General features: G+C 73.8%; 15 protein-coding genes and 1 tRNA gene. 4 read left to right on the forward strand and 12 right to left on the reverse strand.

What is annotated here, in order from left to right:
• Positions 1–95: 95 nt before the first annotated feature.
• The 8 genes from ACWCYY_RS09485 to ACWCYY_RS09520 form a co-directional block, all read right to left on the reverse strand.
• On the reverse strand, positions 96–1190 hold the full coding sequence (locus tag ACWCYY_RS09485) for an LCP family protein (RefSeq protein WP_449795586.1): 1095 nt from the start codon (positions 1188–1190) through the stop codon (positions 96–98).
• Between the two features lie 160 nt (positions 1191–1350).
• Entirely contained in the window at positions 1351–3444 is a 2094-nt protein-coding gene (gene rho, locus ACWCYY_RS09490; RefSeq protein ID WP_449795587.1) for a transcription termination factor Rho, read from the reverse strand.
• 534 nt (positions 3445–3978) lie between these two features.
• Positions 3979–4896, reverse strand: a complete 918-nt coding sequence (thrB, locus tag ACWCYY_RS09495; RefSeq protein WP_345290094.1) for a homoserine kinase — start codon at positions 4894–4896, stop codon at positions 3979–3981.
• Positions 4897–5199: 303 nt separating this feature from the next.
• On the reverse strand, positions 5200–6285 hold the full coding sequence (gene thrC / locus ACWCYY_RS09500) for a threonine synthase (protein ID WP_345290093.1): 1086 nt from the start codon (positions 6283–6285) through the stop codon (positions 5200–5202).
• Positions 6286–6293: 8 nt separating this feature from the next.
• Positions 6294–7634: a homoserine dehydrogenase gene (locus ACWCYY_RS09505; protein WP_345290249.1), complete on the reverse strand. Its 1341-nt coding sequence runs from the start codon at positions 7632–7634 to the stop codon at positions 6294–6296.
• Between the two features lie 147 nt (positions 7635–7781).
• Positions 7782–9173, reverse strand: a complete 1392-nt coding sequence (gene lysA, locus ACWCYY_RS09510; protein ID WP_449795588.1) for a diaminopimelate decarboxylase — start codon at positions 9171–9173, stop codon at positions 7782–7784.
• A gap of 80 nt (positions 9174–9253) precedes the next feature.
• Positions 9254–10915 (reverse strand): arginine--tRNA ligase, encoded by a 1662-nt coding sequence (gene argS / locus ACWCYY_RS09515; RefSeq protein WP_449795589.1) that lies wholly within the window; start codon positions 10913–10915, stop codon positions 9254–9256.
• A gap of 108 nt (positions 10916–11023) precedes the next feature.
• Positions 11024–11449: a response regulator gene (locus tag ACWCYY_RS09520; RefSeq protein WP_345290089.1), complete on the reverse strand. Its 426-nt coding sequence runs from the start codon at positions 11447–11449 to the stop codon at positions 11024–11026.
• A gap of 148 nt (positions 11450–11597) precedes the next feature.
• Between ACWCYY_RS09520 and ACWCYY_RS09525 the strand changes: the two genes are divergently transcribed.
• Positions 11598–11669: transfer RNA gene (locus tag ACWCYY_RS09525), tRNA-Arg, on the forward strand.
• Positions 11670–11789: 120 nt separating this feature from the next.
• On the opposite strand, the gene ACWCYY_RS09530 is transcribed toward ACWCYY_RS09525, so the two are convergent.
• Positions 11790–12650: a trypsin-like serine peptidase gene (locus tag ACWCYY_RS09530; RefSeq protein WP_449795590.1), complete on the reverse strand. Its 861-nt coding sequence runs from the start codon at positions 12648–12650 to the stop codon at positions 11790–11792.
• A gap of 141 nt (positions 12651–12791) precedes the next feature.
• Entirely contained in the window at positions 12792–13496 is a 705-nt protein-coding gene (locus ACWCYY_RS09535) for an ABC transporter ATP-binding protein (RefSeq protein ID WP_345290087.1), read from the reverse strand.
• Between the two features lie 137 nt (positions 13497–13633).
• Here ACWCYY_RS09535 and ACWCYY_RS09540 point away from each other — a divergent pair, with 137 nt between their 5' ends.
• The 3 genes from ACWCYY_RS09540 to ACWCYY_RS09550 are packed head-to-tail and all read left to right on the forward strand — an operon-like array spanning position 13634 to position 20561.
• Complete coding sequence (locus tag ACWCYY_RS09540) at positions 13634–16876, forward strand: FtsX-like permease family protein (protein WP_449795591.1); 3243 nt, start codon at positions 13634–13636, stop codon at positions 16874–16876.
• Positions 16873–19608 carry a hypothetical protein gene (locus tag ACWCYY_RS09545; protein ID WP_345290085.1) on the forward strand — a complete coding sequence of 912 codons (2736 nt, stop codon included), beginning with the start codon at positions 16873–16875 and terminating at the stop codon, positions 19606–19608. Before ACWCYY_RS09540 ends, ACWCYY_RS09545 begins: the two co-directional genes overlap by 4 nt.
• The gene (locus ACWCYY_RS09550; RefSeq protein WP_380150122.1) at positions 19605–20561 is read left to right on the forward strand and encodes an ABC transporter ATP-binding protein; all 957 of its coding nucleotides are present in this window, start codon (positions 19605–19607) and stop codon (positions 20559–20561) included. The genes ACWCYY_RS09545 and ACWCYY_RS09550 overlap by 4 nt, the downstream gene beginning before the upstream one ends.
• Before the next feature lie 183 nt (positions 20562–20744).
• Here the strand turns inward: ACWCYY_RS09550 and ACWCYY_RS09555 are convergent, their stop codons facing one another.
• Positions 20745–21620: a carbohydrate kinase family protein gene (locus tag ACWCYY_RS09555; RefSeq protein ID WP_449795592.1), complete on the reverse strand. Its 876-nt coding sequence runs from the start codon at positions 21618–21620 to the stop codon at positions 20745–20747.
• A gap of 95 nt (positions 21621–21715) precedes the next feature.
• On the reverse strand, positions 21716–23260 hold the full coding sequence (locus ACWCYY_RS09560; RefSeq protein WP_380150123.1) for an MFS transporter: 1545 nt from the start codon (positions 23258–23260) through the stop codon (positions 21716–21718).
• Between the last annotated feature and the right edge of the window lie 18 nt (positions 23261–23278).

The following is a 23278-nucleotide window of genomic DNA, read 5'->3' on the forward strand; positions in this document are numbered from 1 at the left end:
CGTGAACCGGGACCGACGGACCAGTCTGCCAGGACTGGGCGCATCTTCCCAAACCGGGTTGCACCCCCGGGTATTCCGGCTCCGCCGGGAAGGCCTCAGCGCTTGGCCCGGGAGGCCTTGGGGGTCGCGGACGGGGTGGCCTGGGCCGGGTTGGCGGGCTGCTCGGCCAGGACCGACGCGGGCACCGGCTGGTCGTTCTTCAGCGCCGTCCAGAGCTGGGCGGCCCGGGGCTCGGCCGGGATCACCCGGTTCGGGTCGCTGGGGGCGGTGACGACCGGCAGGGTGACCATGCTCAGCTCGTCCGGGCCGATGCCCTTGAGGCTCTCGGCCAGGCCCGTCAGCGCGCTCACCGAGGCCAGGTCGGAGTCGGTGGTGACGGACTTGGTGAGCTTGTCCGCCACCGAGAACAGCTTGGCCGGGTTGGTGGTCAGCCCCAGGCTCTTGGTCTGGGCGAGGATCGACTTCACCATCTGCTTCTGCAGCTCGATCCGGCCCAGGTCACTGCCGTCGCCGACCCCGTGCCGGGTGCGGACGAAGGCCAGCGCCTGCTCGCCGCCCAGGTGGTGGGCACCGGCCTCCAGGTGCAGGCCGCTGTCCTTGTCGTCGATCGGCACCGTGGTGGTCACGTCCACCCCGCCGATCGCGTCGATCAGGCCCGCGAAGCCGGCGAAGTCGATCTCGACGTAGTGGTTCATCCGCAGCCCGGTGAGCTGCTCGGTGGTCTTCACCGCGCAGGCCGGGCCGCCCGCCTCGAAGGCGGAGTTGAACATCGCGCTCTTCGCGGCGGGGACGGTCTTGCCGTCCTTGGCGGTGCAGGCGGGGCGGGACACCAGGGTGTCCCTGGGTATCGAGACCACCTGCCCGGCGGTGTGGTCCTGGTTGACGTGGACCACCATCGCGGTGTCGGAACGGGCGGTGCCGTCCGTGTTCCCGCCCGCGAGGTTCCCGTTGGCGCCGCCCCGGGAGTCGGAGCCCAGCACCAGGACGTTGAAGGAGCCGTCGGTCGAGGCGGGCGGGCGGGAGGCGCCCAGCTGGGCGTTGATGTCGACGCCCTTGATGTTCCCGTTCAGCTTCCAGTACGCGTACCCGGCGGCGCCGCCGCCCAGCACCAGCAGCCCCGCGACGCTGCACACCACGGTCCGTCGTAGTCGGACCTTGCGGGAGACGACCCTGCGTCGGTGCTCGGCCATATCGCCTCTCGTCCTCACTCTCAGGGGGGCTCTGGTCGGTATGACCTCAATCCGAGCATAAGCGAACCGAATACCGATAAGTCCCTTTCTTAGAACTGCCTGAGAAGACGCGAGGACCCCGGGTCGCGGTTGCGTCCCGGGGTCCTCGGAGTGCGGATCGTCAGTCGCCGGAGCCCGGCGTGCTCTTGGCGATCTGCATCAGGAACTCGGCGTTGCTCTTGGTCTGCTTGAGCTTGTCCAGCAGCAGCTCCATGGCCTGCTGCGAGTCGAGCGCGTGCAGCACGCGGCGGAGCTTCCAGGTGATCGCGAGCTCCTCGCTGCCCAGCAGGATCTCGTCCTTGCGGGTGCTGGAGGCGTCCACGTCCACGGCCGGGAAGATGCGCTTGTCCGAGAGCTTGCGGTCGAGCCGGAGCTCCATGTTGCCGGTGCCCTTGAACTCCTCGAAGACGACCTCGTCGGCGCGCGAGCCGGTCTCCACCAGGGCGGTGGCGAGGATGGTCAGCGAGCCGCCGTTCTCGATGTTGCGCGCGGCGCCGAAGAACTTCTTCGGCGGGTAGAGCGCGGTCGAGTCGACACCACCGGACAGGATGCGGCCGGAGGCCGGCGCCGCCAGGTTGTAGGCGCGGCCGAGGCGGGTGATCGAGTCCAGCAGGATGACCACGTCGTGGCCCAGCTCGACCAGGCGCTTGGCGCGCTCGATGGCCAGCTCGGCGACGACGGTGTGGTCCTCGGCCGGGCGGTCGAAGGTCGAGGAGATGACCTCGCCCTTGACCGACCGCTGCATGTCGGTGACCTCTTCCGGACGCTCGTCGACCAGGACGACCATCAGGTGGCACTCGGGGTTGTTGGTGGTGATCGCGTTGGCGATCGACTGCATGATCATCGTCTTGCCGGTCTTCGGCGGGGCGACGATCAGACCGCGCTGGCCCTTGCCGATGGGCGAGACCAGGTCGATGATCCGGGTGGTCAGGATGCCCGGGTCGGTCTCCAGCCGCAGGCGCTCCTGCGGGTAGAGCGGGGTCAGCTTGCCGAACTCCGGGCGGTTGCGCGCCTGGTCCGGGTCGGTGCCGTTGACGGAGTCCAGCCGCACCATGGCGTTGAACTTCTCGCGGCGCTCGCCGTCGCGCGGCTGGCGCACCGCACCGGTGATGGCGTCACCCTTGCGCAGGCCGTTCTTGCGGACCTGGGCGAGCGAGACGTAGACGTCGTTCTGCCCCGGCAGGTAGCCGGAGGTCCGGACGAAGGCGTAGTTGTCGAGGATGTCCAGGATGCCCGCGACCGGGATCAGGACGTCGTCGTCGTTGACCTGCACCTCGGCCGGGCCGGCCTCGAAGCCGTCGCGGCGGCCGCTGCGGCCGCGGCGGTCGCGGTAACGGCCCCGGCGGCCGCGGCGGCCGTCGCCGAACTCGTCGTCGTCGAAGCCGCCCTGGGCGGCCTGCGGCTGCGACTGCTGCGGCGCGACGGGCTGACGGCTCTGCTGCTGGCCGCCCTCCTGCTGCTGGGTCTGCTGGCCGCCCTGCTGGCGGTCACCGCGCTCGGCGCGGTCCCGGCGGTTGCGGCGCTCGCGGCGGGACTCGCGGCCCTCGCCGTCCTGGCCCTCGGCCACCTCGGTGCGCTCGCCGCCCTCGCGGCGGTCGCGCCGGTCACGGCGGTCGCGGCGGGTCTCGGTGCGCGCCTCGCCGTCGGCGGTGCGGGTCTCGGTCCGGGCCTCGGCGACCACGGTGCCGGACTCGGCGGCCTCGGCGGCCGGAGCGCCGGCGGCCGAGGTGGCCCGGCGGCGGGTGCGCTCGGTCCGGGCCGGGGCGGCACCGGTCTCGGCGGCGGCCTGCACCGGGATCTCGATCTGGGCCTGCGGCTCGGCGGCCGGAGCCGCGGCGGCGGCCTTGGCCGTGCGGCGGGCGGCCCGCGGCGGAGCCTGCTCGGCGGCCGGAGCGGCCTCGGCGGCGGGCGCCTCGGCAGCGGCGGCGGCCTTGGTGGTCCGCTTGGCCGGCGCGGCGGCGGGCGCGGCGGCACCGGCGAGCAGCGGGTCTCCGCCGCTCTTCTCCTTGATGGCCTCGATCAGCTGGCTCTTGCGGAGGCGTCCGGTACCGCTGATCCCGAGGGTCGAGGCGAGCTTCTGCAGCTCGGCCAGGACCAGGCCGTCCAGGCCCGCGGCGGCGGTACGACGGCGCCGCGCCGGGGCCGCGGGGGCGTTGGCCGCGTCCGACGCCTCGGCGTCCGGGCGCGCGCCCATCAGATCGGTGGAGTCGCTCACTAAGGGTCCTTCCCTGGAGCGGACGTCGGCCTGTCTGGCTCGGCGACCGGTTGTGCTGTCCTGACCAACGCTCGACTGCGTCGGTCCGAGGCGGTGATCCCCCGAATGGCTCTGCCAATCGGGGAAGAGCTGCGATGTGCACGGTGGTGCGAAGTGGCGCGGGCCGGGCTTCGTGCCGACCCCGCTGCCCGCGATTCCCGGGCCCCCGTCGCGTCACGGCGACCGGGCCCCATCCGGGCGCGGTGCTACGTGGGAGGCCGCGGGAGGGAGTCAGGTGCCGTCACGGCTTCGGGATACGGCCGCATCCGCGCAGGCAGGCTGCGTACGCGCTGCGGAGGGGTCCCGGAGGATCGTGGTCCCGTTCGGCCACGGCCCCACTCGTGCGGACTGGCCGCAGCTGTGGGAGGGCGGGATCGGGACGCGGCGCACCGCACCCCGGAGGGCATCTGGTGCAGCAATGAGGTTAACACTACCGACCCCCTGACACATTCCCCGGCCCTGTTCTCGTCAATCGTGTCCGCGCGGGCGAACCGCTCAGCCGTCCAGCGGGAGCACCTGGGCGCCGGTGGCGTCCAGGTCCAGCCGGTGCGCGGCGAAGTCCGGGCCCGCGAAGGAGAGCAGCTTCTCGGCTCCGGCCTCGTCCGCCAGCGCCAGCACCGTGGGGCCGGCTCCGGAGATGACGGCGGGCACGCCCTCGGCGCGCAGGGCGCCCACCAGGGCGGCGCTGCCGGGCATGGCGGAGGCGCGGTAGTCCTGGTGCAGGCGGTCCTCGGTGGCGGCGAGCAGCAGTTCCGGACGGTTCGTCAGGGCCTCGACGAGCAGGGCCGCGCGGCCCGCGTTGACGGCCGCGTCACCGAGCGGGACGGTCTTGGGCAGCAGGCCGCGGGCGGTCTCGGTGAGCACCTCGGTGGAGGGGATGAAGACCACCGGGACGACCCGGGAGGACGGCTCCAGGCGGACGGCCTTGGCCGACTCCTCGTCCGTCCAGGCGATGGTGAAGCCGCCGCGCAGGCAGGCCGCGACGTTGTCGGGGTGGCCCTCCAGCTCGGAGGCGAGGGCCAGCAGGGCGTCGTCGTCCAGGGCGGACGGGCCGCCGATGGTGACGGCCCGGGCGGCCACGATGCCCGCGCAGATGGCCGCGGAGGAGGAGCCGAGGCCCCGGCCGTGCGGTATCCGGTTGGCGCAGACGACCTCCAGGCCGCGCGGCTGGCCGCCGAGGCGGTCGAAGGCGGCGCGCATCGAACGGACCATCAGGTGCCGTTCGTCGCGCGGCAGGGAGTCCGCCCCCTCGCCCGCGATGTCCACCGAGAGGCCGCTGTCGGCCACCCGGACCACCACGTCGTCGTACAGGCCGAGGGCGAGTCCGAAGGCGTCGAAACCGGGGCCGAGGTTGGCACTGGTCGCGGGGACCCGGACCCGGACGGCGGCAGCACGGAACGCGGGACCAGCCATGGTGGTGGGACTCTCCTGAGGGATGACGGCCCGGTTGGGGGGCGGGCCTGCGGTGGTACGTGTGCGGGGCCTGAGGTCGGCGCCCCCGGCGGGCGGCGCGTCCGCACGCGGCACGGCCCGCTGGATCCAGACTATCGAAGAGAGGTTCCACAGCGGTACACCCCGCACCCCTCCGATCTGCCGTGTTGCCGGATCTGGCCGGAAAGCGTGCCGTTCCTGACGGCACGCGATCAGGTGCGGGAGCCCGTCGACGACGCGGACGGGCCACCCCCCGAAAGGGGCGGCCCGTCCGTTGACGCGGCGTCAGTCCAGCAGCCCCAGACGGCGGGCGGCCGCCTCGGGGTCGATCGGGACGATCTGCGGCTGCGGCGCGCCGGCCACCGCCCAGTCCGGGTCCTTGAGGCCGTTGCCGGTCACGGTGCAGACGATCCGCTGGCCCGGGTCGACCAGGCCGGCCTCCGCCTTGGCCAGCAGGCCGGCCACCGAGGCGGCCGAGGCGGGCTCCACGAAGACGCCCTCCTGGGAGGCCAGCAGCCGGTAGGCGGACAGGATCTGACGGTCCGTCACCTTGTCGATGAGGCCGCCGGAGTCGTCCCGGGCGGCCAGCGCGTAGTCCCAGGAGGCCGGGTTGCCGATCCGGATCGCGGTGGCGATGGTCTGCGGCTTGAGCACCGGGGCGCCGTCCACGATGGGGGCCGAGCCGGACGCCTGGAAGCCCCACATCCGCGGGGTGCGGGCGGCGAGGCCGTCCTTGGCGTACTCGGTGTAGCCCTTCCAGTAGGCGGTGATGTTGCCCGCGTTGCCGACCGGCAGGACGTGGATGTCCGGGGCGTCGCCGAGCATGTCGACGATCTCGAAGGCGGCGGTCTTCTGGCCCTCGATGCGCACCGGGTTCACCGAGTTGACCAGGGCGACCGGGTACTTCTCGGAGAGTTCACGCGCCAGGGTGAGGCAGTCGTCGAAGTTTCCGTCCACCTGGAGGATCTTCGCGCCGTGCACCAGGGCCTGGCCCATCTTGCCGAGCGCGATCTTGCCCTGCGGCACCAGCACGGCGGAGACCATGCCCGCGCGCACCGCGTACGCCGCGGCGGAGGCCGAGGTGTTGCCGGTGGAGGCGCAGATGACGGCCTGGGCGCCGTCCTCCTTGGCCTTGGAGATCGCCATGGTCATCCCGCGGTCCTTGAAGGAGCCGGTCGGGTTGGCGCCCTCGACCTTGAGGTAGACCTCGCAGCCGGTGCGCTCGGAGAGGACCTGGGCCGGGACGAGCGGCGTGCCGCCCTCCAGCAGGGTGACGACGGGGGTGGCGGCGGTGACCGGCAGACGGTCGCGGTACTCCTCGATGAGCCCGCGCCACTGGTGGGTGTGACCGCTCTGGACTACGGCGTTCATGGTGCTTCCTACTCCCCTTCAACCCGCATGATGCTGGCCACGCCGCGCACGCTGTCGAGTGCGCGGAGCTTGTCGACCGTCGCCGACAGCGCGGCGTCGGTGGCGCGGTGGGTGACCACGACGAGCGAGGCGTCGCCCGCCCGTCGCCCGCCACCACCCTCAACGGAGGCGACTTCGTCGCCGCCCACGCTGCGGCCCTGCTGGCGGACGGTGTCGATGGAGACCCCGTGGTCGGCGAAGACGGTGGCGACCTGCGCCAGCACGCCCGCCCGGTCGTCCACGTCCAGGCTGACGTGGTACCGGGTGATCACCTGGTCCATCGGCTTGGCCGGCAGCTGGCTGTAGACCGAGTCGCCCGGGCCGGTGGCCCCGTTGAGCTTGTTGCGGCAGACCGCGACCAGGTCGCCGAGCACCGCCGAGGCGGTCGGCGCGCCGCCGGCGCCCGGGCCGTAGAACATCAGCCGACCGGCCGCCTCGGCCTCCACGAAGACCGCGTTGTACGCCTCGCGGACCGAGGCCAGCGGGTGGCTGAGCGGGATCATCGCCGGGTGCACCCGGGCGGTGACCGACTCGCCGTCGGCGGCCCGCTCGCAGATGGCCAGCAGTTTGACCACGCAGCCCATCTCCTTGGCGGAGGCGATGTCGGCGGCGGTGACCTCGGTGATGCCCTCGCGGTAGACGTCCGCGGCGGTGACCTCGGTGTGGAAGGCGATGCCGGCCAGGATCGCGGCCTTGGCGGCGGCGTCGAAGCCCTCCACGTCGGCGGTCGGGTCGGCCTCGGCGTAGCCGAGCGCGGTGGCCTCCTCCAGCGCCTCGGAGTACCCGGCGCCGGTGGAGTCCATCTTGTCCATGATGAAGTTGGTGGTGCCGTTGACGATCCCGAGCACCCGGTTCACCTTGTCGCCGGCCAGCGACTCGCGCAGCGGGCGGATCAGCGGGATGGCACCGGCGACGGCGGCCTCGTAGTAGAGGTCCACGCCGGCCGCGGCGGCCGCCGCGTGCAGCTCGGTGCCGTCCTTGGCGAGCAGTGCCTTGTTGGCCGAGACCACCGAGGCGCCGTTCTCGAAGGCCTTGAGGATCAGGCTCTTGGACGGCTCGATCCCGCCGACCACCTCGATCACCACGTCGATGTCGCCGCGGCCGACCAGGGCCTCGGCGTCGGTGGTGAGCAGCTCCTCGGGGACCCCGGCGCGGGCCCGGCCGGCCCGGCGGACCGCGATGCCGGCGAGCTCGACCGGAGCGCCGATCCGCGCGGCGAGGTCGGCGCTGTGCGTCGTCATGATGCGCGCCACCTCGGAGCCCACCACACCACAGCCCAGCAACGCCACCTTCAGCGGGCGCGTACGCATCATCCGACTCCGCTCTGCTTTCTCGGGGATTCCGGCGGGCTCCATGGTCGGCGGTTGCCGCTGCCCGCAGGGTATTCGGTCCGTACCAGTCTCCGGGACCAGCCGCACGGATCTACGGCCGGTCCAGGATCTGAGACGAGGATTTCTCTATCCGATATCGAGACGCAGGAGATCCTCCTCCGTCTCGCGCCGGACGATCACCCGGGCCGAGCCGTCCCTGACGGCCAGCACGGGGGGCTTGAGGGCGTGGTTGTAGTTGCTCGCCATCGAGCGGCAGTAGGCGCCGGTCGCGGGGACGGCGATCAGGTCCCCGTCCGCCAGGTCGGCGGGCAGGAAGGCGTCGCGGACCACGATGTCGCCGGACTCGCAGTGCTTGCCGACCACCCGGACCAGCATCGGCGCGGCCTCGCTGGTGCGGGAGACCAGGGCCACCGAGTACTCGGCGTCGTACAGGGCGGTGCGGATGTTGTCCGACATCCCGCCGTCGACGCTGACGTAGGTGCGCAGTCCGTCGAGGGGCTTGATCGTACCGACCCGGTACAGGGTGAACGCGGTCGGCCCGACGATCGCCCGGCCCGGCTCCACGCTCAGGCGCGGCGCGGTCAGCCCGGCGGCCGCGCACTCCCGGCGGACGATGTCCGCCAGCGAGGCGGCGATCTCGGCCGGCGTGCGCGGGTCGTCCTCACTGGTGTACGCGATGCCCAGGCCGCCGCCCAGGTCGATCTCGGGCAGCTCCACCCCGTGCTCGTCCCGGACCTCGGCCAGCAGGCCGACCACCCGGCGGGCGGCCACCTCGAAGCCGGCCGTGTCGAAGATCTGCGAGCCGATGTGGCTGTGGATGCCGCGCAGCTCCAGGCTCGGGTGGGCGAGGGTGCGGCGCACCGCCTCGGCGGCCCGGCCGCCGTTCAGCGAGAGGCCGAACTTCTGGTCCTCGTGCGCGGTGGCGATGAACTCGTGGGTGTGCGCCTCGACGCCGACCGTCACCCGGATCAGCACCGGCTGCCGGACGCCCAGGCGCTCGGCCACCGCGGCCAGCCGCTCGATCTCCTGGAAGGAGTCCAGCACCACGTGGCCGATCCCGGCCTTGAGCGCCTGCTCCAGCTCCTCGACGGTCTTGTTGTTGCCGTGCAGCGCGATCCGGTCCCCCGGCATCCCGGCCGCCAGCGCCACCGCCAGCTCGCCCGGGCTGCACACGTCGAGGTTCAGCCCCTCCTCGTGCAGCCAGCGCACGATCGCCTTGGAGAGGAAGGCCTTGCCCGCGTAGTAGACGTCCGCCCCGGGCCCGAAGGCGTCCCGCCAGGCCCGGGCCCGCTCGCGGAAGTCGGCCTCGTCCATCACGTACGCCGGGGTGCCGTGCTCCGCCGCGATCGCTTTCACGTCCAGCCCGCCGATGGTGACGGCGCCGTCGGCGCCGCGCGCGACAGTGGACGACCAGACCTTCGGGTCCAGCGCGTTGAGGTCGGCCGGGGGCGCCAGGTAGTGGCCCTCGGGCAGCACGTCCCCGTGGCGGGGACCGGCGGGGTGGGCGGAGCGGCTCATCTGCTTTTCCTTACGAGGAGGGGCGGTGACGAGTCCTGACGGACCGTCACCGCCCCCTGGATTCTCGGGGGTTGGTGCGTCTACATCCGCTCGGGCGTCGATACGCCCAGGAGCGTCAGGCCGTTGGCGATGACCGTGCGCGTGGCGTCGGCCAGCCAGAGGCGGGCGTGCGTGAGGTCGGTGACCTCCTCGTCGCCCTTGGGCAGGATCTGGCAGTTGTCGTAGAACCGGTGGTAGTCCCGGGCCACCTCTTCGAGGTAGCGCGCGACGTGATGCGGCTCGCGGTGCTCGCCAGCCTTGGCCAGCACGCGCGGGAACTCACCGAGCTGGCCGAGCAGGGTGGACTCCCACTCGGTGCTGAGCAGCTCGGGCTTGAAGTCCTCGGCCGCGGCCTTGGTGATGCCCTTCTGCTCGGCGTTGCGCTGCACCGAGCACATCCGGGCGTGCGCGTACTGGACGTAGAAGACCGGGTTCTCGTTGGTCTGGCTGGTCAGCACGTTGATGTCGAGCGTGATGGTCGAGTCGGTGGGGTAGCGCACCAGCGAGTAGCGGGCGGCGTCCACGCCGATCCACTCGACCACGTCGTCGATCGTGATGATGTTGCCCGCCCGCTTGGACATCCGGACCTCTTGGCCGTCCCGGACCATCTTCACGAACTGACCGATCATCACCTCGATGTTCTTGTCCATGTCGTCGCCCGCGCAGGCGGCGATGGCCTTGAGGCGGTTGACGTAGCCGTGGTGGTCGGCACCGAGCATGTAGACCGAGACCTCGCTGCCGCGGTCCCGCTTGCTCAGGTAGTACGCGGCGTCGGCGGCGAAGTAGGTGGTCTCGCCGTCGGCCTTGATCAGGACGCGGTCCTTGTCGTCGCCGAAGTCGGTGGTGCGCAGCCAGATCGCACCCTCCTGGTCGAAGACGTGGCCCTGCTCGCGCAGCCGCTCGATGGACTTCTCCACCGCGCCGGAGTCGTGCAGGGTCTTCTCGGAGAACCAGACGTCGAAGTCGGTGCCGAACTCGTCCATCGAGCGCTTGATCTCGGCGACCATCAGCTTGAGGCCCTCGGTGCGGAACACCTGGACCTGCTCGTCCTCCGGGAGGTCGAGCACGCCGGGGACGTTCTCCACCAGGACCTTGGCGATGTCGACGATGTACTCGCCGACGTAGCCGTCCTCCGGCGCGGGCCGGCCGTTCGCGGCGGCCTGCAGCGAGGCGGCGAACTTGCCGATCTGCACGCCCGCGTCGTTGAGGTAGTACTCGGTGGTCACCTCGGCGCCGGTCGCCTTGAGCACCCGGGCCAGCGAGTCGCCGACGGCCGCCCACCGGACGCCGCCGATGTGGATCGGGCCGGTCGGGTTCGCCGAGACGAACTCGAGGTTGATCTTGAGGCCCTTGAGCGCGTCGTTGCGGCCGTACGCCGGGCCGGCCTCGACGATGGTCCGCGCCAGCTCGCCCTGGGTGGCGGCGTCGAGGGTGATGTTCAGGAAGCCCGGACCGGCGATGTCCACCTTCGACACACCGGCGATCTCTCGGAGGCGCCCGGCCAGAACCTCCGCGACGGCTCGCGGCGGCTTGCCGGCCGGCTTCGCGAGCTGGAGGGCCACGTTGGTGGCGTAGTCGCCGTGGTCCCTGTTCTTGGGCCGTTCGATCGTCACGTGCTCGGGCACGGCGACGGTCAGCTCGCCCGCCTCGATGGCGGCGCTCACTGCGGCCTGGACTGCCTGGGAGAGATCTGCGGGTGTCACGGGCCCCAGCCTAGGCGAGAGGGGGCCGGGGGCCGCACCTGGTTTGCCGGTTGAGACGTGCGCGCCGCGACCGCGTTCGCTCTCGGCGAACGCCCCGCCCTGCTTCCCCTACTCCCCGAACCCGTGCGCGAACCGCTGCCGCCGGCCCGGGTCGCTCACCTTCATCGCCATCAACCGGCGCACCAGCGCCACCAGATCGGCCGGATCGAAGGGCTTCCCCAGGTACCCGTCCACCCCCACCGACTGGCCCTGCCTCAACTCGGCCGGGGCGCAGGCGCTCACGATCGCGATCGGCAGCCGCGCGGTGGCCGGCGCCGCCCGCAGCCGGGCCGCTGTCTTCAGCCCGTCGAGCCTCGGCATCATCACGTCCAGCGTCACCACGTCGGGCGCCACCCGGCGGACCACCTCCAGGCACTCCGCACCGTCGGCGGCGGTCACCACCTCGAAGCCCTCAAGCTCCAGGTTGACTCTGATCAGCTGGCGGATCACCTCGCTGTCGTCCACCACGAGGACCCGCCCGGAGGCTCCGGACACCTCACCGAGGGTAGCCGCGCACCCACCCGCCCGTCCGGCCTTTTCCCCACATCCGTCTCACCTTCCGCCGGCCCCCTCCCAAACCCGTGCACGGACCACTCCCCCGACCTGGTAACGTTCTCTCCGTCGCCACAAGGGGACACAGCAGGCCCCCGTAGCTCAGGGGATAGAGCACCGCCCTCCGGAGGCGGGTGCGCAGGTTCGAATCCTGCCGGGGGCACTTCGCAAGAAGTGCCACAGAGGCCCAGATTGACCATCGGTCAGTCTGGGCCTTCGTCATGTTCCGGGCCTTGGGGCGCGCAGCGCGGGTGTCCCGGATTCCTCTGCCGGTGACGGGGGGTCAGCCGGCGACTTCCCGGTAGAGGTCCTGGAGGTCGGGGCCGAGGGCGGGGCTGTAGGAGGTGTCCTCGGTGTCGCCGCCCTGTTGGTGGCCGCCGATGATGCCGATGAGGTGGCCGGTGGTGGTGTCGATGAAGGGGCCGCCGCTGGTGCCGCCGGGGTAGGAGGGGCAGTCGATGCGGCGTTGGGTCGGGGACTGGGCGGTGGTGGTGTTGGTGCAGAGCAGCGGGGTGTCGCTGCGGGCGGGGTAGCCGTAGAGGCGGGCGGTGGCGGCGAGGGGGGCCGCGAAGTCGACCGGGGTGCCGCCGAGGACGGACTCGATGGTGCGGCCGGTGGTGGGGTCGGGGGCGATCTCGAGCAGGGCGAAGTCCTCGTCCGGGTCCTCGGAGTCCTGCCAGGCCTCGGTGGCGTGGACGGCGGTGACGCGCCAAGTGCCGTACGGGGCTTCGCCGTTGCGGTAGGCGGGGGTGAAGGTGACGCCTTCGGCGGTGTCCAGGCAGTGGGCGGCGGTGACGGCCAGGGTGCCGCCGGGGCTGTCGATGACGCTGGCCGTGCAGAAGTGGTGGCCGCCGGAGGAGAGGACGCCGACGCGGTCGGCCTCGGGGCCGGACGGTGCGGTGGAGGTGGTGCCGTACACGACGGCGACGGGGGCGGGAGACGGCGCGGGGGTGGGGGAGGGCACGGGCGCGGGGGCGGGCGAGGAGGGCGGGTCGGCCTCGGGGACGGTGACCGCCTCCGCGGCGGTGAGGGCCTGCGGGGTGGGGGCGGTCTCCGGGGGCGTCGCGTTGCGCGCGGCGGCGGGCGTGACGGCGAGCAGCAGGCTGAAGGCGGCGGCCAGGCCGAGGCGGTGCCAGAGGTTCAAGGCTGCGCTCCTGCCGAGAGGGGTCCGGGGGTTCCCACCTTGGGCTGCGGTTCTGAGGATCGGATGATCCACCGCCTTGAAGAGCCTGGGAATCCCCCGGACGGAACCTGGGAGCGACTACCTGAGGTCGGTCACGCGGCGTCAGTCCACCACCGCGGGTTCGACGATGCGGCCGTCGTGGAGTTCGAGGACGCGGTCGGCCTGGGACATCAGGGTCGGGTCGTGGGTGGCGACCAGGGCGGTGACGCCCTGGGAGTGGACGACGGCGCGCAGGAGGTCCATGACGGCGAGGCCGGTCTCGGAGTCGAGCTGGCCGGTGGGCTCGTCGGCGATGATCAGGGCGGGGTCGTTCGCGAGGGCGCGGGCGATGGCGACGCGCTGCTGCTGGCCGCCGGAGAGTTCGGAGGGGAGCTGGTCGGCGTGGCCGGCCAGGCCGACCAGGGCGAGGAGGGTGTGGACGCGCTCCTCGCGTTCGGCGGCGGGCAGGCGCCGCAGCCGCATCGGGACGCCGACGTTCTCGGCGGCGGTGAGCACCGGCAGCAGGCCGAAGGACTGGAAGACGAAGCCGATGCGGTCGCGCCGCAGGGCGAGCCGGCCGTTCTCGTCGAGCGCGGAGAGGTCGGTGCCGTCGATGACGATGCTTCCGCCGGTGGCGCTGTCGAGACCGCCGACGAGGTTGAGCAGGGTGGTCTTACCGGAACCGGACCTGCCCTTCAGGGCAGTGAGTTCCCCCCGTTCGGCCATAAAGGAAACGCCCCTAAGGGCATGCACCTCATTGGCCCCGCTGCCGAAGCTCCGTCGCAGGTCAGAGACCTGGACCATGGGCCCGGACTGGTTCTCCGTCATTTCGGCATCCCCCAGAGAGTGTGACGAGGGAAGAATTCTGCCCATCAACATCTCGATTCGCGCAAGACCCTTCCCGTAACGAACGATCTCTGACAGAGTCGTCCGCTATCCGGGACGGGGGTTTACGGGGAATGTTCATGTTCGTTCTGCGGCGCCTGCGTGGGCGGCTGCCGCTCGCCGCTGCGGTCCTGCTCATGGTGCTCACCACGACCACCGTGCTGACCGCGCTGGCGGCATTCGACCGCACGGTCGGCGAGGCCGGCCTCCGCCGTGCCCTGACCGGGGAGCCCCGGGCCGCCGTACTGGTGGGGACCGACCGTCAGAGTGCGCGCGAGAAGGACGACGCCGCGGTGGCCGCGTTCGGCCGCGAGGTGTTCGACGGGCTGCCGGTGACCACCCGCAGCGTCGCCCGCAGCAAGGCGTACGGGCTGCCCGCCAAGCAGGCCCAACCGGCCGACGCGCAGCCGGACTTGACCGTACTGGCCGCCCTCTCCCCCGACCGGGTCGAGCTGCTCGGCGGCCGGCTGCCGCAGCCGCCGCGGCCGGGCGCCCCGGTCGAGGTGGCCGCGCCGCAGGGCGCGCTCCCCCGGCTGGGCCTGGACGCCGCCGCGCTGCCCGCGAAGCTGACCATCGTCGACCGCTACACCAACGTCCCGCTCGACGTGCTGGTCACCGGCGTCTACCGGGCCGCCGACCGCTCCGCGGACTACTGGCGGCTGGACCCGCTGGGCGCCCGCGAGGTGCAGGTCAAGGGCTTCACCACGTACGGGCCGATGCTGGTGGACGACTCCGCGTTCACCGGCGGCCGGGTGGACCAGGGCGGCCGCAGCTGGCTGCTGACCACGGACTTCTCCACCGTCACCACCGAGCGGATGGCGTCGCTCCGGCAGCGTCTCCCGCAGCTGCGGGAGGACTTCCAGCAGCGCAGCGGGCTGCAGGCCGAGACCGGCCTGGCCGATCTGGTCGGCGAGCTGCGCTCGGCCGCGCTGGTGGCCCGGTCGACGCTGCTGATCGGGGCGCTCCAGCTGGTGGTGCTGGCGGTGGCGGCACTGCTGCTGGTGGTGCACCTGGTGACCGAGCGCCGCGCGGGCGAGAACGCGCTGCTGACCGCGCGCGGCGGCAGCCGGGCCCAGCTGGCCGGGTACACGGCGGTGGAGTCGGTGCTGCTCGCGCTGCCCGCCGCGCTGCTGGCCCCCCTGCTGGCGGGCCCGGTGCTGCGGCTGCTGGGCCGTCAGGAGGCGCTGGCGGGGCTGGCGCTGGACAGCACCGGCTGGTGGCAGCGCTGGCCGGTGGCGCTGGTCTGCGCGCTGGCCGGCGTGGTGCTGACCTCGCTGCCTCGGGGCGGCGCGCAGCGCACCCGGTCCCGGCGGCAGGCGGTGGTGAGCACGGCCGCGCGCTCCGGCGCGGACGTGGCGCTGCTGGTGCTCGCGGTGCTGGCCTACCGTCAGCTGGCGGGCCGCACCGGCGGGTTGTCCACCGCCGCGGACGGCGAGCTCGGGGTCGACCCGGTGCTGGTCGCGGCGCCGACCCTGGCGCTCTGCGCGGGCACCCTGCTGGTGCTGCGGCTGCTGCCGTTCGCGGCCCGCTGGGGCGCCCGGACGGCGGCCCGCGGCACGGGGCTCGGTCCGGCGCTGGCCGGCTGGCAGCTGGCCCGCCGCCCGGGGCGGGCGAACGGCCCGGTGCTGCTGCTGGTGCTGGCGGTGGCCACCGGCGTGCTGGCGCTCGGTCAGCACACCGCCTGGAGCCGCTCCCAGCACGACCAGGCCGACTTCGCCACCGGCGGCGGCCTGCGGATCTGGGGTTCGGCGATCGGCGTCCTCGGCCAGTCCGGCCGCTACGGCTCGCTGCCCGGCGGCGAGCGGCTCGTCCCGGCCTCGCAGGTGGACCAGAGCCTGCCCGCGGGCAAGATCGGCAAGCTGCTGCTGCTCGACACCGCCAAGGCGGCCCGCGAACTGCCCGTCCGCCCCGACCTGTTCGACGGCGTCCCGGCCCGGGACGTGCTCGGCCCGCTGGCGGGCGCGCCCGGCGGCGGCGTGCCGCTGCCGGGCAGTCCGGTGCGGATCGACCTGACCGTGGACGTGAAGCTGGGCCCGATGCCGGAGACCGCCTTCCCGCCGGACTCGGTCCAGGGCCCCTCGCTCCGGCTGATGCTCCGTGACCGGTACGGCCTGGTGCACCGGGTGTCGGTGCCCTCGCTCGGGACCGGCGGCGAGCGGACCGTCCGGGTCGACCTGGCCGCCCTGGCCGGCCCGCCGGTCGGCTCCGTCGCCACCCCGCTCACGCTGGCCGCCGTGCTGGTCAACTTCCCCCAGAGCTACGCCCAACCGGAGGGCGAACTGACGGTCCGCCGGCTCGCGGTGTCCGACACCGCCGACGGCCCGGCCGCGCCGGTGGCGCTGCCCGGCACCGGCTGGCAGGCGCACCAGGAGGCGGAGGTCCGGCCCGGCGAGTCGACGCCGAAGGACGCGCTCAAGGTGCTGCCCGGCCCGGAGGGCGGCCTGGCGATGGGGTACCAGCCGACCGGCGCCTCCCCCTTCGGCCTGGCCTCCGTCGTGCTGGCCCCGCCGGGGGCCCGGCCCGACGGGCGCCCGGACGACGGGCCGCTGCCCGCCGTCGCCACCCGGGACTACCTGGCCTCGATCGGCGCGAAGACCGGCGACCGGATCGAGGTCCTGGTCGGCGGGGTGAAGCTGCCCGTGCGGGTCGTCCGGGCGGTGGAGGCGCTGCCGGTGGCCGGGGCCACCGCGATCGCCGTCGACCTGCCGGCCGTGCACGGCCGGCTGGCCGCCCGCGGGATGGAGACCGGCGCCCTGATGGAGTGGTGGCTGCCCGCCGCCGCACCGGGCGACCGCGCCCCGGCCGTGGCCGCCGCCGCGCTGCGCGGCGGGCCCGGCCTCCAGCAGCTGGAGCTCTCCGGCGAGCGCGCCGACGCCATGCTGCGCGATCCGCTGAGCGCCGCCCCGCAGGGCGCGCTGGCCGCGCTGGCGGTGGTCTCCGCGCTGCTGGCGGCGATCGGCTTCGCGGCCTCCGCCGCCGCCTCGGCCACCGAACGGGCCGGCGAGTCCGCCGTCCTGCTGGCACTCGGCACGCCCCGGCGGCTGCTGACCCGGGCGGTGGCGGCCGAACAGGCCGTCCTGGTGCTGCTCGGCACCGGCGTCGGCCTGGTGCTCGGCGCCGCCCTGGTCCAGCTGGTGGTGCCGCTGCTGGTGCTCACCCCGGCCGCCCGGCAGCCCCTGCCCGAGGTGCTGGTCGGCCTGCCGCTCTGGCCCACCCTGGCGCTGACCGCCGCCACCGCCGGGCTCCCGCTGCTCACGGCCGCGCTCGGCGGCGCCCGTCGAGGCGGCCCGGCCGCCGGTCTGCGCCGCCCGGAGGAGTCATGACCGCTCAGCTGACCACCACCCCGGACGGGCCGGAGCCCCGGCACCGCCCCGCCGGCGCGCCCTGGGTCCGCACCCGTCTGCGGGCCATGCCCGCGGCTGCCCTGCTGACCGCGCTGCTCGCCCTGGTCACCGCCTTCCTGGCCGCCGCCCTCCCGCTGACCGCGGACCGGGGCGCCGACCGCGCGCTGCGCGGCTACCTGGCCGGTGCCGGCGAGGACGCCACCAGCCTGCACGCCGGCGCTCCCGGCCGGTACGGCAACGAGATCGCCTCGCTGGACTCCGTCGCGAAGCTGCTCACCGAGAAGATCGGCGCCGAGCTGCCGCTCGCTCCGGGCGGCCCGGTGTACGGCACCGGCGGCGTCCACTGGCAGGGGCTCAGCACCCCGGGGGTGGCCGCTCCGGACGGGGTGCCGCCGGAGCTCACCCTGCTCTACCTGCACGAGGCCGAGAAGCACCTCCGGCTGACGCAGGGTCAGTGGCCGACCGGTCGGCCGCAGGACGGCGAGCCCTGGCCGGTGGTCTTCTCCGAGGCCACCGCCAAGACCCTGAACATCCACCTCGGCCAGGTCCTGGACGCCGGAGCGGACGCGCGGTTCGGCGGCGAGGCCCCCCGGGTCAAGGTGGCCGGGCTGTTCACCGCCGACCCCAAGGACCCGTTCTGGATCGGCCACGGCTGCGCGCTGAAGGCCTGTCAGACCTACACCCGGACCCCGCCGTACGACATGTACTGGCAGGCGGCCGCCCTGGTCAGCCCCGACTACGTGAAGGCGGTCGGCGCCTGGGGCACCGGCACGATGGACTTCTGGCGCCTGCCGGTCAGCACCGAGGCGCTGCGGGCCGACCGGCTCGCCGAGACCTCCGGCTCGCTGGCCACCGTCACCTCCGGCCCGGTCGCCGCCTCCGTGGTCTCCGAGAGCCGGCGCGCCGACCTGCGGGTGGAGTCCCAGCTGCGCGCCCTGATCGACGAGGCCCGGGCCCGGCAGACCGCCGCCACCACGCTCACCTCGGTCGGCCCCGCCGGGGCCGCCGGAGTGGCCGCCGTGGTGCTCTGCCTGGCCGCCGCGCTGGCCGCCGACCGCCGCAGCGCCGAACTCCGGCTGCTCCGGGCCCGCGGCGGCAGCACCGGCGGGCTGGCCCGGCGGCTGCTCGCGGAGGGCGCCGTCACCGTGCTCCCCACCGCCGCGCTCGGCACCGCCACCGCCCTGCTGCTCCTCCCGACGTACCGTCACACCACCGCTCTGGTCGCGGCGGTGACGGTCACCCTGCTCGCCTGGCTGGCCTTCCCGGTCCGGGCGCTGCTCGCCCTGCGGGCCCCGAAGCCCGGCAGCCGCCGCCGGCTGATGGCCGAACTCCTCGTCCTGGCCGCCACGGTGGCCGCCGTGACGCAGGCCCGCCGCCGGGGCGTGACCCCGGTCGGCGAGGGCATCGACCCGCTGCTGGTCGCCGCCCCGCTGCTGCTCGCGCTCTCCGGCGCGGTGCTGCTGGCCCGGCTCCAGCCGCTGCTGATCGGCCTGCCGGCCCGGTGGTCCGCCCGCCGTCCCGGCGCGGTGGGCTTCCTCGGCCTGGCCCGGGCCGCCCGTGGCGGTCCCGGCGGACGGCCCTCGGTCCTGCCCCTGCTGGCCCTGCTGCTCGCGGTCGGCTGCGCCGCCTTCGGCTCCACCGCCCTGGCGGGGGTGACCACCGAGCGCGCCGCCTCCGCCCGCTACCAGGTCGGCGGCGACGCCACCGTCCGGGCCCTGGTGCCCGGCACCCTCCCGGACGGCTTCGCCGAGGCCGCCGCCCGGCTGCCCGGTGTCCGCACCGCCGTCCCGGTGCGGACCGAGGACGACCTGACCATGACCTCGGAGGACGGCGGCTCGGCCCGGGTCGCCCTGGTGGCCGCCGACCCCGTCCCGTACGCCGAGGTGGCCGCGGTCGCCGGGCGCGGCACCTTCGACCCCGCCCTGCTCGGCCCCGCCCGGGACGGCGTGCTGCCCGCCCTGGTCAGCCCCTCGATCCCGCAGGGCGACTACAAGCTCTACCTGCCCGGCGGCATGCTGCGGATCCACACCGTCGGCACGGTGGGCATGAGCCCCGCCGTGCTCGGCACCTCCATCCCGACCGTGCAGATCGCCGCCGTGCCGGCGGTCGGCCCGGCCAACAGCTGGCTCGCCACCGGCCCGGTCGACGAGGGCGCCCTGCGCGCGCTCGCCGAGAAGAGCTTCCCCCGGGTCGACGACGCCGCGGTGCCGGACGCGCAGAAGCCCGGCTTCAGCGTGCACACCAGCGCCGGGACGGTGCGCGCGCTCGGCGAGGACCCGCTCCAGGCCGCCGCCGAACGCACCTTCTGGGCCGCCGTCGCCACCACCGCCCTCTACGCGGTGCTCGCCGTGCTGCTCACCCTCGTCCGGGCCGTGCCCGAACGGGCCGCGCTGCTCGCCCGGCTGCGCACCATGGGCCTGATGCCGCGTCAGGGCCTGGCCCTGGTGCTCGCCGAATCGCTGCCCCCGGTGCTGCTGGCCGCAGCCGGCGGAGCCGGGGTCGCGGTGGCCGCCGTCCTGCTGCTCGGCCCGGCCGTCGACCTCAGCCCGCTGGTCGGCACCGCCGTCGACCCCGGCCTGCGGCTGCTCACCGGCCCGGTCGCCGCCCAGGCCCTCGGCCTGGCCGCGCTGGCCACCCTCGCGGTGCTGGCCGAGGCCGCCGTCACCGCCCGACGCCAGATCACCACCGAACTGAGAGCAGGTGACCAGTGACCACCACCCCACCGCCCAGCCTGGCCGACCTCCGGGCCAAGGCGCTGGCCGCCGCCGCCCCGGCGGCCCCCAAGGGCGACGCCGCCATCGTCTGCGAGCGGCTGGTCCGGATCTTCACCACCGACAAGGTGGAGGTCCAGGCCCTCCAGGGCCTCGACCTGACCGTCGACCGCGGCGACCTGGTCGCCCTGGTCGGCGCGTCCGGCAGCGGCAAGTCCACCCTGCTCAACGTGCTCGCCGGGCTGGACACCCCGACCGCCGGCTCCGCCACCGTGGCCGGCTGCGACCTGCTCACCCTCGGCGGCAAGGAACTGCTGCGCTACCGCCGCGAGGTGGTCGGCTTCGTCTTCCAGCAGACCGCGCGTAACCTGCTGCCCTTCCTGACGGCGGCCCAGAACGTGGCCCTGCCCATGCAGTTGCGCGGCGGCTCCCGGAAGTCCGGGCGGCAGCAGGCCGCCCGGGTCGGCGAGCTCCTGGAGGCCCTGGAGATCGGCGAGTTGGCCGGACGCCGCCCCGCCCAGCTCTCCGGCGGCCAGCAGCAGCGCGTCGCCATCGCCGTCGCCATGGCCAACGACCCGGCCGTCCTGCTGGCGGACGAGCCGACCGGCGAACTCGACTCCGAGACCGCCGCCGGCGTCTTCGAGGCCCTGCGCACCGTCAACCGCGAACTCGGCGTCACGGTGGTGGTCGTGACCCACGACCCGATGGTGGCCGGCGAGGTCCGCCGCACGGTCGCCATCCGCGACGGCCGCACCAGCAGCGAGGTCCTGCGGCGCACCGTCACCGACGAGGACGGCCAGGAGAGCGTCAGCGAGCGCGAGTACGTGATGCTCGACCGCACCGGCCGGGTCCAGCTCCCCCCGAAGTTCGTGGCGGCCCTCGGCATGCAGCACCGCGTCGCGGCCGACCTGGCAGCCGACCACATAGAGATCCGCCCGGACGACCACACGTAGGACTCGGCCCGGAAGGGCAGCGACCTGGGGGCGCGAGGAACTGCGCGAATCGGAAGGCGGCCCACCGGCAACTGAACCACCGTCAGCCAGTTGCACGTGCTGCCGTTCCCCTGCGCGCAGTTCCCCGCGCCCCTGCGGGGCACGTCCCGGCACGCGCCCGGGATCGCCGCTACGTCCCTCGCGTCACCACGTGCGTACGACGGGCCCCGTTCCGGCGGCGGTGCAGGCGTACGCCCCGGTCAGTGCGCCCGCGTGGGCGGCGTCGAGCGGTGGGCGGCCCGCGAGCCAGGCGTGCAGGAAGCCGGCGACGTGGGCGTCGCCCGCGCCGTTGGTGTCGACCACGGGGCGGCCCGGGTCCACGGCCGGGACGTGGTGCAGGACGGAGGGGTCCTCGCGCAGCAGCACCCGGCTGCCGGCCGCGCCGTCGGTGGCGCAGACCACCCGCGCCCGGCCGTCCGCCAGGACGCGCCGCATCAGGTCCGCCGTCCGCCCCCGGCTCCCCGCCGCCGAGAGGAAGACCAGGTCGGCGTTGAGCGCGTAGTGCAGGTGGTGCGGGTTCTCGCCGTCCCAGTCGTGCAGGTCGGTCGAGCTGGTCCGGCCGAGCCGCCGGACGTCCTCGAACATGTCGCGGTTGACGCCGGTGATCGAGAGGTGGACGTGCCGGCTGCGCTCCAGGTGCGGCAGGTAGAAGGCGGACGGCAGCCGCAGCGCCGCCGGGTGCCGGCCGTCGTAGAAGGAGAACCGGCGGCCCTGGGCGTCCACCAGGTTGACCGAGCGCGGGGTGCCGTCCGGGGAGACCAGGTGGTGGAATGGCAGCCCGTGGCGCCGGAATTCGGCCAGCAGCAGTTCGGCCTGCGGGTCCTCGCCCAGGTAGTCGAGGAAGGTGGTGCGCAGCCCCAGCCGGTGGGCGCCGAGCGCGACCCCGGTGCCGGTGTGTGCGGCGTGGTCCCGCACCGGTGGGACGTGCAGCGAGTCGGCGTCGGGCAGGTGGAGCCGGTCCACCCGGACGATGGTGTCGACGCCGGCTCCGCCGACCACCAGCAGGTCGTTCTCGGTCATGGCGGGAGTCAACCAGGGGCGCCCGCACGACGGCAATCCCTTGCGGGATCTTTCCGCAAGGGATTGCCGGGAGTTGACGCCCCGTCGGGCGGGGCTCAGACCGCCGCGTGCACCGTCCGCTCGGACTCCGCCTCCCCCGGGACGGGCTTGTGGTCGATCATCAGGAAGGCGATCACCGCCGCCGCGATCAGGATGCCCATGGCCACGACGGTGGCCACCGAGTAGCCGTGCACCGCGCCCTGGGCCTGCACCGCCGGGTCGGCCGCGTTCCGGCTCACCAGGTAGGTGGTGGTGACGCTGGCCGCGATGGTGTTGAGCAGCGCGGTGCCGATCGAACCGCCCACCTGCTGGGCGGTGTTGATGACGGCGGAGGCGGCGCCGGTCTCGTTCGGGGCGACGCCGAGGGTGGCCAGGCTCATGGTCGGCATGAAGATCAGGCCCATGCCGAAGCCGAGCAGCAGCTCGCTGGGCAGCACCATCGTCAGGTAGGAGCTGTCCACCTTGAGGTTGATCAGCCAGGCCATGCCGGCCGCCGCCAGCAGCAGCCCGGGCACCACCAGGTTCCGGGACGGCACCCTGGTCATCATCCGGGCCGCGAAGCCGGTGGAGGCCAGGATGATCGCCCCGGTCATCGGCAGGAAGGAGACGCCGGCCATGACCGGCGAGTACCCCTTGATCACCTGGAGGTAGTAGGTGAGGAAGAGGAACAGGCCGAACATCCCGATCATCGCCATGCCGACCGCCAGCGCGGCGCCGCCGCGGTTGCGGTCGCCGATGATGTGCAGCGGCAGCAGCGGGTGGGTGGTGCGCTTCTCCACCACGACCAGCAGGGCCAGCAGCAGCACGCCGAGAACCAGGCAGCCGAGCACCAGCCAGTCGCCCCAGCCGCGGCCGGTGGCCTCCGAGGTGCCGTAGACGATGGCCAGCAGGCCGCCGCAGCCGAGCACCGCGCCGGGCAGGTCGAGCCTGGTCCGGTGGTGCTTCTCCACGTGGTCGCGCTGGAGCAGGTAGAAGGCGCCGATCGCGGCGCCGAGGGCGATCGGGATGTTGACGAACAGGCACCAGCGCCAGTCCAGGTACTCGGTGAGCAGACCGCCGGAGATCAGGCCGATCGCCGCGCCGCAGCCGGCGATGGCGCCGAAGACACCGAAGGCGGTGGAGCGCTCCTTCGGGTCGGTGAAGGTGGTGGAGAGCAGCGAGAGGGCCGAGGGGGCGAGCACCGCGCCGAAGGCGCCCTGGAGGGCGCGGGCGGCGAACAGCATCCAGCCCTCGGTGGCCAGGCCGCCGATCGCGGAGGCCACCGCGAAGCCGAGCAGGCCGACGGTGAAGGTCCGCTTGCGGCCGAACAGGTCGCCGATCCGGCCGCCGAGCAGCAGCAGTCCGCCGAAGGCCAGCGTGTAGGCGGTGATCACCCACTGCCGGTTGGCGTCCGAGATGCCGAGGGCCTTCTGGGCGGATGGCAGCGCGATGTTCACGATGGTCGCGTCCAGCACGATCATCAGCTGGGCGATGGCGATCACGGCCAGTGCCCACCAGCGGCGGGAATCGGCCGTGCGGTCTTCGGGAGCGTGCAGATGGGACACCGTGGGCCGCCTTCCGGGGGACGCCGGAGAGAGCGCGCTCTCTCCGAGCTGCTCCATCCAGGAGATCCCTCGGAC

This window comes from Kitasatospora sp. NPDC001664 (genome assembly GCF_053596675.1).